This window comes from Pseudomonas sp. PvP009 (genome assembly GCF_017832995.1).
Lineage (GTDB): Bacteria > Pseudomonadota > Gammaproteobacteria > Pseudomonadales > Pseudomonadaceae > Aquipseudomonas > Aquipseudomonas syringae.
On record NZ_JAFIBG010000001.1, the window covers coordinates 5,540,044 to 5,552,697 of the forward strand.

Sequence of the window (12,654 nt, forward strand, 5' to 3'; positions counted from 1 at the left end):
TCGTGACGCTCTGCGTCACACGGCAGTGCTGCGATGTGGGCGGTGGCAGTCAGAGACTGCTCAGGCAACCTGCCAAATCATCAGCCAGCTTTTGCAGTACTTGCTCGTAACCCTGCGCGGTGGCTGGGGTGTAGCCGCCCAGTCCGTCCAGTTCGGCCAGTTTGACCGGCAGGCCGGTGCTCAGTGTTTCGGCCAGGCGCGGGCGCAGGGGTGGTTCGCTGAATACGCAGGTCTTGCCTGCGGCTTTCAGGCGTTCGCGCATGGCGGCGACGTGCTGTGCGCCGGGCTGGATCTCGGCGGCGATGGCGAATACCCCGGCATGCTTGAGCCCATAGGCCTCTTCGAAATAATCGAAGGCCTCGTGGAACACGAAGTAGGGCTTGCCTGCCACTGCGCTGACACGCTGCTTGATACGAGCGTCCAGCGTATCGAGACGTTTGCTGAAGGCCTCGGCATTGCTGGTGTAGCGTGTTGCATTGGCAGGGTCGGCAGCGCTCAGGTCAGCGGCCATTTTTGCGGCGATCACTCGCGCGTTGACGGTCGACAGCCACAGGTGCGAATCGAGACTGCCGGGCCGGTGATCGTGGTCATGTTCGTCTGCGTCGTTGTCGTGATCATGCTCGTGGCCATCATGCGAGGCGTTGTCTTCGCCAAAGTGGCGCAGGTGCATACCCGGCAGTGTCTGCACGGCAACCGTAGGCAGTTTGCGGCCTTTCAGGACGCGTGGCAGGAAGGTTTCCATGTCCGGGCCGATCCAGTAGAGCAACTCGACGTCCTGTACCCGCCGTACGTCGGATGGGCGCAGTGCGTAGTTATGCGGTGAGGCACCCGGTGGCAGAAGCACTTCCGGGTTACTGACGCCGTCCTGCACAGCCGCCGCAATCAGCTGCAGAGGCTTGATACTGGTCAGCACTCGGACCTCAGCCTGAGCAGGGGCGATGATCAGCAGGCTGACCCAGAAAACAGCAGCAAGATTTAAAAGACGGCGCACTCGAATCACTCATATCAGCCAGGAACGGGTAACATAATAACGTCTCTAGCCAATATCGTCGCTGCTCATGCCCAATACTCCCCTGGCCAGTCGCCCCCATGACCACTCTCACTGCGTGCATTCGGCCCTCGCCGAAGCCGATGCGCTGTGCGCCAAACAGGGTCTGCGCCTGACCACCTTGCGCCGTCGCGTGCTGGAACTGGTCTGGCAAAGCCACAAGCCGCTGGGTGCTTACGACATCCTTGCAGTGCTGAGTGATGAAGACGGTCGCCGTGCGGCCCCGCCAACCGTTTACCGTGCGCTGGATTTCCTCCTGGAAAACGGGCTGGTACACCGGATTGCCTCGCTCAACGCCTTCACGGGCTGCAACCACCCCACCCACGCGCATCAGGGCCAGTTCCTGATTTGCCGCTTGTGTCATGCGGCGATCGAACTGCAGCACCCGGCCATCAGCAATGCCGTGGTCGATGCCGCCGCAGGCGTCGGCTTCGAGGTGGAAGGCCAGACGGTCGAGATCGTCGGCGTGTGCGCTGGCTGCAAGGCCGCTTGATGTCGGATGCATTGATACGTCTGGACAAGGTCGCCGTTACGCTTTCCGGGCAAAACGTCCTGGATGACATCCAGTTGAGCGTCAAGCCTGGCGAGATCGTCACCCTGATCGGCCCCAACGGTGCTGGCAAGACCACGCTGGTGCGTGCGGTGCTGGGGCTGCTCAAACCCGACTCCGGTAGCGTCTGGCGCAAGCCGAAGTTACGTGTCGGCTACATGCCGCAAAAACTGCATGTGGACCAGACGCTGCCGCTGTCGGTGCTGCGTTTCCTGCGCCTGGTTCCCGGTGTGGATCGCACGGCCGCAGCGTCGGCGCTGGAAGAAGTCGGCGCCGGAAAGGTCATCGATAGCCCGATTCAAGGCATTTCCGGTGGCGAGATGCAGCGTGTTCTGCTGGCACGCGCGTTACTGCGCAAGCCTGAGTTGCTGGTCCTCGACGAGCCGGTGCAGGGTGTCGACGTGGCCGGACAGGCCGAGCTGTACAGCCTGATTACCCGGTTGCGCGACCGCCACCAGTGCGGCGTGCTGATGGTTTCCCACGATCTGCATCTGGTCATGAGCACCACCGATCAAGTGGTGTGCCTGAACCGCCACGTTTGTTGCTCCGGGCATCCCGAGCAGGTCAGCCATGACCCGGCCTTTGTCGAGCTGTTCGGCAAAAATGCGCAGAGCCTGGCGATTTATCACCACCATCACGACCACGCCCATGATCTGCATGGCGCGGTGGTGAATGACGCTGCGACCTCTCACACTCATGTTCACGGAGACGGCTGCAAGCATGGCTGATTTTCTACTGTATGCCTTGCTGGCAGGCGTTGCTCTGGCCGTGGTCGCTGGCCCGCTGGGATCATTCGTGGTCTGGCGGCGCATGGCGTATTTTGGCGACACACTGTCCCACGCCGCGCTGCTCGGCGTCGCACTGGGCTTCCTGCTCGATATCAGTCCGACCATCGCGGTGACGGTCGGCTGCCTGCTGCTGGCGGTGTTGCTGGTCACGTTGCAGCAGCGCCAGCCGCTGGCGTCGGACACGCTGCTGGGGATTCTGGCACCAAGCACCTTGTCGCTGGGGCTGGTGGTGCTCAGTTTCATGCACGAAGTGCGCATCGACCTGATGGCCTACCTGTTTGGCGATCTGCTGGCCATCAGCCCGGCTGATCTGGGCTGGATTCTGGGCGGCAGCACGTTGGTGCTGGTGCTGATCGTCGCGCTGTGGCGCCCACTGCTGGCAATGACCGTGCATGAAGAACTGGCGCGTGTCGAAGGCCTGCCGGTTGCTACACTGCGCATGACGTTGATGCTGCTAATCGCGGTGGTGATCGCGGTAGCGATGAAAATCGTCGGTGTTTTGCTGATTACGTCGCTGTTGATCATCCCGGCGGCTGCGGCACAGCGTCACGCCCGTTCGCCGGAGCAAATGGCGCTGGGCGCGAGCCTGTTAGGCGTGATAGCCGTGTGTGCCGGGCTATCATTGTCCTGGTTCAAGGACACCCCTGCCGGACCGTCTATAGTGGTATCTGCTGCGGCGTTGTTCTTGCTCAGCTTTGTTCTACCCAGGCGAGCGGTGTAGACTTGCTCGTTTTTTGCGCAAACTAGAGAATCGCAGGAATGAAGCCGTTCGCCCCACGCTATCTGCTGCTTGTCGCATTTTCCATCCTGCTGGGTGCCTGCCAGAGTGCGCCCACTGTCGAGACGCCTGGCTCCGAGGCTCAGCCTGACGCGTTCGCTCAGCTCGAGCAGAACATCGCCGGCAATGAGCTGGCAACCGCCGAGGACCAATTGGCGGCGTTGCAGGCGGCCAATCCTGCCGACATCCGTCTGGAGCCTTTTCAGCGTCGTCTGGCCGAAGCCTATCTGAGCCGCAGCCAGATCAGCCTGCAGAAGGGTGACATGAACGCGGCGGCCTCTGCGCTGAGCCGTGCACGCGCCCTGATGCCCAAAGCACCGGCGCTGACCAGTGGCGTAAACGGCGCCATTGCCCATGCACGCAAGGCCGAGCTGGAAAAAGCCGAAGCGGACTTGAAGGCGGCCGAAGCCAGAAGGGTTGCCAAGCTGATTGATCCGTCGGCAGAAAGCACGACGATTGAGCTCAAGATCGGCGATATGCGTGCATTGCGTCGTCAACTGAACGATATCGCAGCCGATACCGTAGCGTTCAACTGTGAAGTGCTGATGGTGGTGCCGCGCACCGAAGACTATCCGTGGCTGGCGACGTTGCTGACCAAGCGGGTGGTCAAGACCAATCCGGATTTCGAACTGCAATTGCGTCGCCAGATCGAGCGCAATGAAAAAGCGCAGATCATCCTGACGCCAGCCAAGTCCTGAGTCGATCCTTGATCCGCTCTTGATTCTGGCCGAAGGCCGTGGGAGCGAACTTGTTCGCGAAAGGGCCGTTACATCCGCTGAGTATGTATCGCCCGGAATAGCGCTTTCTCAAACAAGCAAAGCGTCGCTCGGTTCTCTCGGATGCCCTGCGTTCAGAAACCCCATTTCGTGTGCTCATCGAGATGATGTATCACGATTAGCGTGCCGAACTGCATTCCCACGCGGAGCCTAAAGAACGAGAAGTGTAGGGGAGTCTATGCGGGGGGGGGGGCGAGAACGTTCAGAAAGGCGCTCCCACGCCGGAGCGTGGGAGCGATACGCGTAGCAGCGTCAGATCAAGCCGGAATAGCCTTGGCTTTCACTTCACGATCCCACACACGGTGCTGAGCAATCGCGTGGAAGAACGCTTTGAACGACTTGCTATCGGATACCTCCAGCAGGCCCGCATCTTCTTCCAGGCGTAGCAGACTCAGCAGCTCTTTGGCTTCCCCGGCAAAGGAGATGGCCTTGAGGTGCTTGTAGGCTTCAAGGATGAAGTGCAATGCCACGCCGTCGCCTTTCAGCGCTTCGATCGAAGCCTTGCCACCCGGCACGAAGACTGCGTCGAACGCTACCGAAGGCAGGCCTTCAGCCGATGCGTCCACTGGCAGGCTCTTGCCGTCAGCTGTCTTGACCGGTGCGGAGGTCGGGCCCAATACCTTGGCGTGTGCGCCTTCGGCAGTCAGCGCGGCTTTCATGGCGTCGACCGCTTTGCCGTCGACGCCGTCAGCCACCAGAATGGCAACCTTGCGCGAAACGATATCGCCAGACAGCAGGTTGACCTGGCTCAGCGCAGGCGACTCTTTAACCGAAGTCTGACGCACAGGTACGGTACCGGCAGTCGGTGCTGGCAAGCCGAGGTTAGCGGCTACACGCTTGGCCAGCTCCAGATCGATGTTGGCCAGAATCTCGTTGACCTGACGGGCACGAATGTACTCGCGCTCGACCTTGCCCAACTCGAAGCTGTAGGCCGCGATGATGTGCTCTTTCTCGTGATGGCTCATGCTCTGGAAGAACAGGGTGGCCTGCGAGAAGTGATCGCCGAACGATTCGCTGCGCTCACGCACCTTGTGCGCTTCAACACGCTCAGGGTAGGTCTCGAAGCCGCCATCTACCGGGCCGGCAGGGGTTTCTTTCGGCCAGCCGCCATCGATCGAGTTAGGCTCGTAGGAAGCGCGGCCCTTGTCGATAGTGGTGCGATGCTGTGCATCACGCTGACCGTTGTGGTTCGGTGCAATCGGACGGTTGATCGGGATTTCGTGGAAGTTCGGCCCACCCAGACGGCTGATCTGCGTGTCGGTGTAGGAAAACAGACGACCTTGCAGCAGCGGATCGTTGGAGAAATCGATACCCGGCACGATGTGGCCCGGGCAGAAGGCAACCTGCTCGGTCTCGGCGAAATAGTTGTCCGGGTTACGGTTCAAGACCATCTTGCCCAGCGGGGTGACCGGGACCAGTTCTTCCGGGATGATCTTGGTCGGATCGAGCAGGTCGAAGTCGAACTTGTGCTCGTCTTCCTCGGCAACGATCTGTACACCCAGTTCCCATTCCGGGTAGTCGCCCATCTCGATGGACTCCCACAGGTCGCGGCGGTGGAAATCGGTGTCCTTGCCAGCGAGCTTCTGCGCCTCGTCCCAGACCAGCGAGCAGACGCCGAACTTGGGCTTCCAGTGGAACTTCACGAAGCTCGACTTACCTTCGGTGTTGATAAAGCGGAAGGTGTGGATACCAAAGCCCTGCATGGTGCGCAGGCTTTTCGGGATCGCACGGTCGGACATGGTCCACAGCACCATGTGCGCGGATTCCGGCACCAGCGAGACGAAGTCCCAGAAAGTGTCGTGGGCCGAGCCACCAGTCGGGATTTCGTTGTGCGGCTCGGGTTTCACCGCGTGCACGAAGTCAGGGAACTTGATCGCGTCCTGAATGAAGAACACCGGCATGTTGTTGCCCACCAGGTCGAAGTTGCCTTCGTCGGTGTAGAGCTTGACGGCAAAGCCACGCACGTCACGCACGGTATCGCCCGAGCCGCGTGGGCCCTGAACGGTGGAGAAACGCACGAACACCGGAGTCTTCTTGCCCGGATCACGCAGGAAGCCTGCTTTACTCAGGGCGCCGTGGTCTTCGTAAGTCTGGAAATAGCCATGCGCTGCAGTGCCGCGGGCGTGGACGATACGCTCCGGAATACGCTCATGGTCAAAGTGCGTGATCTTTTCACGCATGATGAAGTCTTCGAGCAGCGATGGGCCGCGGCTGCCGACTTTCAGGGTGTTCTGGTTATCGGAAATCTTGACGCCGTGGTTGGTGCGCAGGGCCTGCTGGGTCGCGTCCGAGCGAAACTGCTCGAGACTTTCCAGCTTTTCGTTGGTATTGCCACGGTCCAGGGTGTCGGTACCTGCCATTTCGCTCTTGGGCGTTTCGGTTACAGGTGGTGCGTTCTTGCTAGCCATCAGAGACTCCTTATCTCGCCCCAATCATTGAGTTGGGTTCGCTGATTACGACTTCCCTGGCGTAAGCGGGAAATCACGGTATCCAAGAAGTGACCGGAGCTAAAAACAGCCGTTCCTTTTATTTTCCGCATACGATCACCAACGGTCGTGTTATGCCTATTGCGCAGGACAGCCGGTAAATAAATGCTAAGCACAGCGGGCCGGACAGGCTAAAATGCGCGCCCGGCTTTATCCGGCCGAGGTAACGAAGCAGGTGGTGCTCTAGCCACTGCGCTGATTTTTTAACGCGCCCCACAAGGTTCGCTCCGTGATCGAGTTTCATAACGTCAACAAAACCTATCGGGTGGCAGGCAAGGAAATACCGGCCCTGCACCCCACCAGCCTGCGCGTCGACAGCGGCCAGGTGTTCGGCATCATCGGCCACTCCGGCGCGGGCAAAAGTACTTTGCTGCGCCTGATCAACCGCCTGGAAACCCCGAGTGGTGGACAGATCGTGGTCGATGGCGAAGACGTCACTGCGCTCGACGCCAATGGCCTGCGCCGCTTCCGCCAACAGGTCGGGATGATTTTTCAGCACTTCAATCTGCTGGCGTCCAAAACCGTGGCCGACAACGTCGCCATGCCGCTGACCCTGGCAGGCGATATGCCGCGCAAGCAGATCGACCAGCGCGTGGCCGAGTTGCTGGAGCGCGTCGGCTTGTCCGATCACGCCAAAAAGTACCCGGCACAACTGTCGGGTGGCCAGAAGCAGCGCGTCGGCATCGCCCGCGCACTGGCTACCAAACCAAAAATCCTGCTGTGCGATGAAGCCACCAGCGCGCTGGACCCGCAGACTACTGCGTCGGTCTTGCAGCTGCTGGCCGAGATCAATCGTGAGCTGAAGCTGACCATCGTGCTCATCACCCATGAAATGGACGTGATTCGTCGCGTCTGCGATCAGGTGGCCGTGATGGACGCCGGGGTGATTGTCGAGCACGGCAAGGTCGCGGATGTGTTTCTGCATCCACAACACCCGACGACCAAGCGTTTTGTGCAGGAAGACGAGCAGGTCGACGAAAACGAGCAGCGTGACGACTTCGCTCATGTTCAGGGCCGTATCGTGCGTCTGACGTTTCAGGGCGAGGCCACCTACGCGCCGTTGCTCGGCACAGTGGCGCGGGAAACCGGCGTCGATTACAGCATCCTCGCCGGTCGTATCGACCGCATCAAGGACACTCCTTACGGGCAGTTGACGCTGGCCATCACCGGCGGCGACATGGACGCCGCCTTTGCGCGCTTCACCGCCGCTGATGTTCATATGGAGGTGCTGCGCTGATGGACGCTTTTCTGAACCTGTTTTCCAATGTCGACTGGTACGAGATCTGGGTGGCCACTGGCGACACGCTGATCATGCTCGGTGTATCGCTCGGTTTCACCATCCTGCTCGGCCTGCCGCTGGGCGTGCTGATGTTTCTCACCTCGCCGCGTCAGTTGCTGGAGCACAAGCAGCTGTATGCCACGGTCGGGGTGATCGTCAACATGCTGCGCGCGCTGCCGTTCATCATCCTGCTGATCGTGATGATGCCGTTGACCGAGATCATTACCGGCACGTCACTGGGCATCCTCGGCACATTGCCTCCGCTGATCGCCGGCGCCACGCCGTTCTTTGCGCGCCTGGTAGAGACAGCCTTGCGCGAAGTGGATCGCGGCATCATCGAAGCCACCCAGGCCATGGGCGCGACCACTCGGCAGATCATCGTCAAGGCGCTGCTGCCTGAGGCGCGGCCTGGCATTCTGGCGGCGATCACAGTGACCGCCATTGCGCTGGTGTCGTTCACGGCCATGGCCGGTGCAGTGGGCGCTGGCGGGCTGGGCGACCTGGCGATTCGTTATGGTTATCAACGCTTCCAGAACGATGTGATGTTCGTGACGGTCGTATTGTTGCTGGTGCTGGTGCAGATTCTGCAGACCATCGGCGACAGACTGGTCGCGCATTTCACACATCGTTGATCGAACCCGTTGGTATTGGCCCGTCTCGTACGGGCCCAAAGGAGTTGTTGTATGAAGAAACTATTGGCCATATTCGCTGCTGTCACCGCTTTGTCCGCGCAGGCCAACGAAACTCTGACCGTCGCGGCCTCTGCCGTGCCGCACGCCGAGATTCTCGAGTTCGTCAAACCGACCCTGGCCAAAGAAGGCGTGGATTTGAACATCAAGGTGTTCAATGACTACATTCAGCCTAACGTGCAGGTGTCGCAGAACCGTATGGACGCGAATTTCTTCCAGCACCAGCCGTATCTGGATGAGTTCAACAAGGGCAAAGGTACTGATCTGGTGGCCGTGGCCAAGGTGCACATCGAGCCTTTCGGCGCTTACTCGGACAAGCTCAAGACGCTGGCAGACCTGCCCAACGGTGCCAACGTCGCGCTGCCCAATGACGCCACCAACGAAGGCCGCGCCTTGCTGCTGCTGGCCAAGGCAGGTCTGATCACCCTGAAGGATCCGGGCAACATCCTGTCCAAGCCTTCGGATGTCGTGAATAACCCGAAAGACCTGAAGTTCCGTGAACTGGAAGCGGCCACGCTGCCCCGCGTGCTGACTCAGGTCGATCTGGCGCTGATCAACACCAACTACGCTTTGAGCGCCAAGCTCGATCCGACCAAGGACGCGCTGATCATCGAAGGTGCCGATTCGCCCTACGCGAACATTCTGGTGGCCCGCCCGGACAACAAGGACTCGGACGCGATGAAGAAGCTGGTAGCCGCCTTGCAGAGCCCTGAAGTGAAAACGTTCCTGGCCGAGAAGTACAAAGGCGCTGTGGTTCCGGCGTTCTGATTTAGCTGCCTGCAGAGGATCGAGCGCGACGCGATACCCCTCGATCCCGAGCCAGCTTCACGTTGGCTCGACGCTCAGGGCGCTGTGTGGCAACCATCATGGCCCGCGCGCACTTCTACAGAACCTGTTCTGGATCAGTCTGGTAATCTGTCCCGGTGATTCCAGCCCTCTGGCCTGTCGCTGGTGATCTTGCTGACTGGCTCGGGGCAACGCTCAAACTTTGGTCCTTCAGGCAGGGACCGGCCTTTTATTAAACGACGCGTCAGCGACAGGGACTGTCATCAATGCAATCTAATTTCAGCAAAGGCATCTTCTTTGCGCTCTCCGCCGCAGCCCTCAACGCAACGATTGGAGTGCTCAGCAAAATCCTCATGAGTCATGGTTTTACCCCCAGCAGTGTGGCGGTTATCAAGACCATCCTGGGCTGCCTGCTCCTCTCGGTATTATTGCTTTTCTTAAGGCGTCCGGCGTCGAAAGCGAAATGGGTACACGCAGCAGTCTGTGCATTCCTCGGCATTTTCGTACTGTTCCACTTTGAAACGTCCGCCTACCGAAGTTACGCAGCGGCAGGCGTCGTCGTGGTGCTGATGGCCAGCGCCTCGATTTCCTCGATTATTCTGGGGCGTATCTTCCTCAAAGACGCCATTACCGCGAATGCAGTGGTGGGGGCAGCGCTCGCTATTGCCGGGATCGCAGTGATTTTTGGCGCCGATATTCAGCAGGGCTTCACCCTGCAGGGCGCCGCACTCGCCTCTATTGCCGGTTGTGGTTACGGGGCTTTTTCAGTCGCCATGAAGCATATGGGTGTGGCAGGAGGGCTGCATTTTACCCGGCAGCTGCTGTTTTTTGGCGGGCTGTACCTTCTGATGCCAGCAGCGGCAGACGGTTTTGTGATCGGCGAACTGTCAGCGCTTGTGATTGCCGCACTGTTAGCGCTGGCGGCGTTGCCGACCATATTGGGGTTCTTTTGCACAACCAAGGCCATCGAATACCTCAAGCCGTCCCAGGTACAGGCATTGGAGTTGACCGAACCGCTGTTCGCCGCGCTGTTGGCGTTCGTGGTGCTCAATGAAGTGCCGCGTGAGAGCTTGTACGTCGGGGCGATGCTCATCATCGCAGGGTTATGTTTCTCCAATGAGCTGATTCGTTTGGGAAGCAAGGCGCCTGTTCGGTTGAGCGAGTAAACCTTTATCAGGTTCGTTGAAGCGGCAGAACGCTCGGTTTAATCCCGCTCCAGCAACCCCGGCAATTGCTTCACCAGCTTCTGGTTGTTCAGCGGTGCGCGGATAAAGCCTCGCTGGGTGCCGTCCGGGCCAACCAGGGCCAGATTACCGCTGTGATCGACGAAGTAGTTCGGTTTGCTGGTGTCTGCAGGAATGAACGGAATGCTCACGGCATTGGCCAGTGTCTGAATATCAGCGACAGGTGCCGTCAGGCCGATGTACTGCGGGTCGAAGTAGCCCAGGTACTGCTTGAGCTGCTGCGGCGTATCACGGTTCGGGTCGACGCTGACCAGTACTACCCGCATGTGCTTGACTGCCTCTTCGGGCAGCTCGGCCCTGATCTGCTTGATTTGCGCCAGCGTCGTCGGGCAAATGTCCGGGCAGAAGGTGTAGCCGAAGAACATCAGCGTCCATTGGTCTTTCAAGCCATCAAGCGCTACAGCCGCGCCGTTCTGGTCGGTCATGCTCAGGGCTGGCAATTGGCGGCTTTGGGGGAGCAGCACAATACCCGCGTCGTTGAGCGCCGCCTGGTCCTGTGAGCTGCGACCAGGCAGCACCTGACTGAGAATCACGCCCAGAAGCAGGGCGACGATGGCGGCAGCAATGAAAACGGCTTTCTGGGTACGGGTCATGGTGTCAGCGCGAGTCGTGATCGGCGTAAGGCCGAGGATGATGGCCTATATTGCGCACCGAGCCTAGGCTCTGTACGAAAAGTGGCTGCGCATCGGTGATGCTTCGTTAAAAACAGGCTCGGAATGCTCATTTACAACACGTAGACTCCGCTTCCTCGCCTGTTTTTGCCTCGCCTGACCTTCGCTCGCCGACTTTTCGTACAGCGCCTAGCGCGTGGTGACATCGAACAGCGTATAAGTCAGCGTCAGACTTTTTACATCGTCGGGCAGGTCACGGTCGACGATGAAGCGCACCGGCATCTCGATGCGCTCGCCCGGTTGCAATGTCTGTTGGGTGAAGCAGAAGCATTCGGTCTTGTGAAACCAAGCTGCCGCCTTTACAGGCGAAATACCCGGTACGGCCTGGGCTTGCATCGGCCTGTCGGTCGGGTTCTGCGCGATGAAGATCATCTCGTTGACCGCGCCGGGGTGGACCTGCATCTGGCGGGACTGCGGGTAGAACGCCCAGGTCATCCCGGCCGCGTTGCCGGCAGTAAATTGCACCTCGACCTGACGAGAAACGTCCTCCCCCTGCACGCCGGCTCTGTCATGCCCGGTCAGCACGGCATAGAGCGACGGCAATGCCAATCCGCACATCAGCATGATTACCATTAAGCACGTCAAACGCAGAACGAGCCGTTTGGACAAAAGAGGCTGAGTCATGCGTGGCTCACTTTTTATGTCGGACAGCGTGTCGAAAGAGCTGCGGGCGACTTCAGAGTAGCCTGCTTATGCAAAACGCGAGCTGCAGCGCGTCCGCATAGCCGGGCACGGCAGCCGTATTTGGTCAGAAATTGAGCAAAGGCTGTTTTGATATAGCCAATGTATCTAAATGTGAGTCGCATATAGCAAAACCGTCTTAGGCGGTTAGTTAAGCAAGCTAACGTATGACTCTTCATCAACCAACCACGGGGTCTGACGCCTCAAGGAGTGCCAGCAGCCATGAACACCGCCGCATTGCGCGAGCAGATACAACTAGCCCATCAACATGAGGCCCGGACCGGCCACTTGCTGCAACAGCTGGAACAAAAGCTCCCACATCTTCATCCCGCCATTCATCTGCCGGAAGTCGACGCGAAAGACGTACTGACGCGTTTCGTCACGGCCTATATCGATCTGGTCCCCGATCTGCTGGACGCCGCCCATGAGGTCGCGCTGCAAGCCGGGATCGAAGGGCAGATAAAGCCGGTGCTGAAAATCGCCGAGCATTTTTTCGCGACCCCGCCTTCCATCATGGATGGGCATGAAGGCCTGGAAAGCCTGTTGGACGAGGCTTATCTGGCCCACCGGCTGGTCGAGGAAGTGAATGACCTGTACATCAAGCATTTCGGTCAGCCGCTGATACCGTCAAATACCACAGTTGCCAGCGTGATCGCCCACCAGTTGATCGGCGAGCAATTTGCCAACCAGTTGGACGAAGCGGTGCACCATGCTGTCGATGAATTGCTTGATGAGGAGAGTTTCGCGCTGGACTCGGTCGAGGCCTATCGCGAGAAGCTGACCAACCCTGAAACGGGGGCGGCCTGGCAGCGCTGGCCAAGCCTGTCACGGCAATTGGGCGTCGGCCTGGAGCTGGAGCGCTCCGCGGTCTGATTCAG

General features: G+C 59.5%; 13 protein-coding genes. 9 read left to right on the top strand and 4 right to left on the bottom strand.

What is annotated here, in order from left to right; all coding sequences use genetic code 11:
• Positions 1 to 49 precede the first annotated feature (49 nt).
• Entirely contained in the window at positions 50 to 991 is a 942-nt protein-coding gene (gene znuA / locus JOE29_RS23870) for a zinc ABC transporter substrate-binding protein ZnuA (protein WP_210079925.1), read from the bottom strand.
• 67 nt (positions 992 to 1,058) lie between these two features.
• Here znuA and JOE29_RS23875 point away from each other — a divergent pair, with 67 nt between their 5' ends.
• Genes JOE29_RS23875 through JOE29_RS23890 form a run of 4 tightly spaced genes read left to right on the top strand, consistent with a single transcriptional unit; the run spans position 1,059 to position 3,862 of the window.
• Positions 1,059 to 1,541: a Fur family transcriptional regulator gene (locus JOE29_RS23875; protein ID WP_210079926.1), complete on the top strand. Its 483-nt coding sequence runs from the start codon at positions 1,059 to 1,061 to the stop codon at positions 1,539 to 1,541.
• The gene (znuC, locus tag JOE29_RS23880) at positions 1,541 to 2,326 is read left to right on the top strand and encodes a zinc ABC transporter ATP-binding protein ZnuC (RefSeq protein WP_003341613.1); all 786 of its coding nucleotides are present in this window, start codon (positions 1,541 to 1,543) and stop codon (positions 2,324 to 2,326) included. Before JOE29_RS23875 ends, znuC begins: the two co-directional genes overlap by 1 nt.
• Positions 2,319 to 3,107: a zinc ABC transporter permease subunit ZnuB gene (gene znuB / locus JOE29_RS23885; RefSeq protein ID WP_003341611.1), complete on the top strand. Its 789-nt coding sequence runs from the start codon at positions 2,319 to 2,321 to the stop codon at positions 3,105 to 3,107. Before znuC ends, znuB begins: the two co-directional genes overlap by 8 nt.
• Positions 3,108 to 3,145: 38 nt before the next feature.
• A complete protein-coding gene (locus JOE29_RS23890) occupies positions 3,146 to 3,862 on the top strand; it encodes a PA5502 family lipoprotein (RefSeq protein ID WP_044312718.1) in 717 nt (238 codons plus the stop codon).
• Between the two features lie 335 nt (positions 3,863 to 4,197).
• On the opposite strand, the gene katE is transcribed toward JOE29_RS23890, so the two are convergent.
• Positions 4,198 to 6,348 (bottom strand): catalase HPII, encoded by a 2,151-nt coding sequence (katE, locus tag JOE29_RS23895; RefSeq protein WP_210079927.1) that lies wholly within the window; start codon positions 6,346 to 6,348, stop codon positions 4,198 to 4,200.
• Between the two features lie 307 nt (positions 6,349 to 6,655).
• On the opposite strand from katE, the gene JOE29_RS23900 reads away from it, so the two are divergent.
• The 4 genes from JOE29_RS23900 (at position 6,656) to JOE29_RS23915 (ending at position 10,346) form a co-directional block, all read left to right on the top strand.
• The gene (locus JOE29_RS23900) at positions 6,656 to 7,663 is read left to right on the top strand and encodes a methionine ABC transporter ATP-binding protein (RefSeq protein ID WP_210079928.1); all 1,008 of its coding nucleotides are present in this window, start codon (positions 6,656 to 6,658) and stop codon (positions 7,661 to 7,663) included.
• Positions 7,663 to 8,337, top strand: coding sequence for a methionine ABC transporter permease (locus JOE29_RS23905; RefSeq protein ID WP_003317371.1), 675 nt, complete (start codon positions 7,663 to 7,665; stop codon positions 8,335 to 8,337). Before JOE29_RS23900 ends, JOE29_RS23905 begins: the two co-directional genes overlap by 1 nt.
• Positions 8,338 to 8,388: 51 nt before the next feature.
• Positions 8,389 to 9,162 carry a MetQ/NlpA family ABC transporter substrate-binding protein gene (locus tag JOE29_RS23910; protein WP_003392501.1) on the top strand — a complete coding sequence of 258 codons (774 nt, stop codon included), beginning with the start codon at positions 8,389 to 8,391 and terminating at the stop codon, positions 9,160 to 9,162.
• A gap of 284 nt (positions 9,163 to 9,446) precedes the next feature.
• Complete coding sequence (locus JOE29_RS23915) at positions 9,447 to 10,346, top strand: DMT family transporter (protein ID WP_003425986.1); 900 nt, start codon at positions 9,447 to 9,449, stop codon at positions 10,344 to 10,346.
• Positions 10,347 to 10,384: 38 nt separating this feature from the next.
• Here the strand turns inward: JOE29_RS23915 and JOE29_RS23920 are convergent, their stop codons facing one another.
• Both JOE29_RS23920 and JOE29_RS23925 read right to left on the bottom strand, forming a co-directional pair.
• A complete protein-coding gene (locus JOE29_RS23920) occupies positions 10,385 to 11,017 on the bottom strand; it encodes an SCO family protein (RefSeq protein WP_210079929.1) in 633 nt (210 codons plus the stop codon).
• A gap of 207 nt (positions 11,018 to 11,224) precedes the next feature.
• The gene (locus JOE29_RS23925; RefSeq protein WP_210079930.1) at positions 11,225 to 11,719 is read right to left on the bottom strand and encodes a cytochrome c oxidase assembly protein; all 495 of its coding nucleotides are present in this window, start codon (positions 11,717 to 11,719) and stop codon (positions 11,225 to 11,227) included.
• A gap of 279 nt (positions 11,720 to 11,998) precedes the next feature.
• On the opposite strand from JOE29_RS23925, the gene JOE29_RS23930 reads away from it, so the two are divergent.
• Positions 11,999 to 12,649: a hypothetical protein gene (locus JOE29_RS23930; protein ID WP_210079931.1), complete on the top strand. Its 651-nt coding sequence runs from the start codon at positions 11,999 to 12,001 to the stop codon at positions 12,647 to 12,649.
• Positions 12,650 to 12,654: the final 5 nt, after the last annotated feature.

What these genes read in the sequence shown, in the direction of transcription:
- JOE29_RS23915 (WP_003425986.1), top strand. Translation starts at nt 9,447, where the DNA reads ATGCAATCTAATTTCAGCAAAGGCATCTTCTTTGCGCTCTCCGCCGCA.
- JOE29_RS23925 (WP_210079930.1), bottom strand. Translation starts at nt 11,719, where the DNA reads ATGACTCAGCCTCTTTTGTCCAAACGGCTCGTTCTGCGTTTGACGTGC.
- znuC (WP_003341613.1), top strand. Translation starts at nt 1,541, where the DNA reads ATGTCGGATGCATTGATACGTCTGGACAAGGTCGCCGTTACGCTTTCC.
- JOE29_RS23920 (WP_210079929.1), bottom strand. Translation starts at nt 11,017, where the DNA reads ATGACCCGTACCCAGAAAGCCGTTTTCATTGCTGCCGCCATCGTCGCC.
- JOE29_RS23875 (WP_210079926.1), top strand. Translation starts at nt 1,059, where the DNA reads ATGCCCAATACTCCCCTGGCCAGTCGCCCCCATGACCACTCTCACTGC.
- katE (WP_210079927.1), bottom strand. Translation starts at nt 6,348, where the DNA reads ATGGCTAGCAAGAACGCACCACCTGTAACCGAAACGCCCAAGAGCGAA.
- znuB (WP_003341611.1), top strand. Translation starts at nt 2,319, where the DNA reads ATGGCTGATTTTCTACTGTATGCCTTGCTGGCAGGCGTTGCTCTGGCC.
- JOE29_RS23910 (WP_003392501.1), top strand. Translation starts at nt 8,389, where the DNA reads ATGAAGAAACTATTGGCCATATTCGCTGCTGTCACCGCTTTGTCCGCG.
- JOE29_RS23930 (WP_210079931.1), top strand. Translation starts at nt 11,999, where the DNA reads ATGAACACCGCCGCATTGCGCGAGCAGATACAACTAGCCCATCAACAT.
- JOE29_RS23905 (WP_003317371.1), top strand. Translation starts at nt 7,663, where the DNA reads ATGGACGCTTTTCTGAACCTGTTTTCCAATGTCGACTGGTACGAGATC.
- JOE29_RS23890 (WP_044312718.1), top strand. Translation starts at nt 3,146, where the DNA reads ATGAAGCCGTTCGCCCCACGCTATCTGCTGCTTGTCGCATTTTCCATC.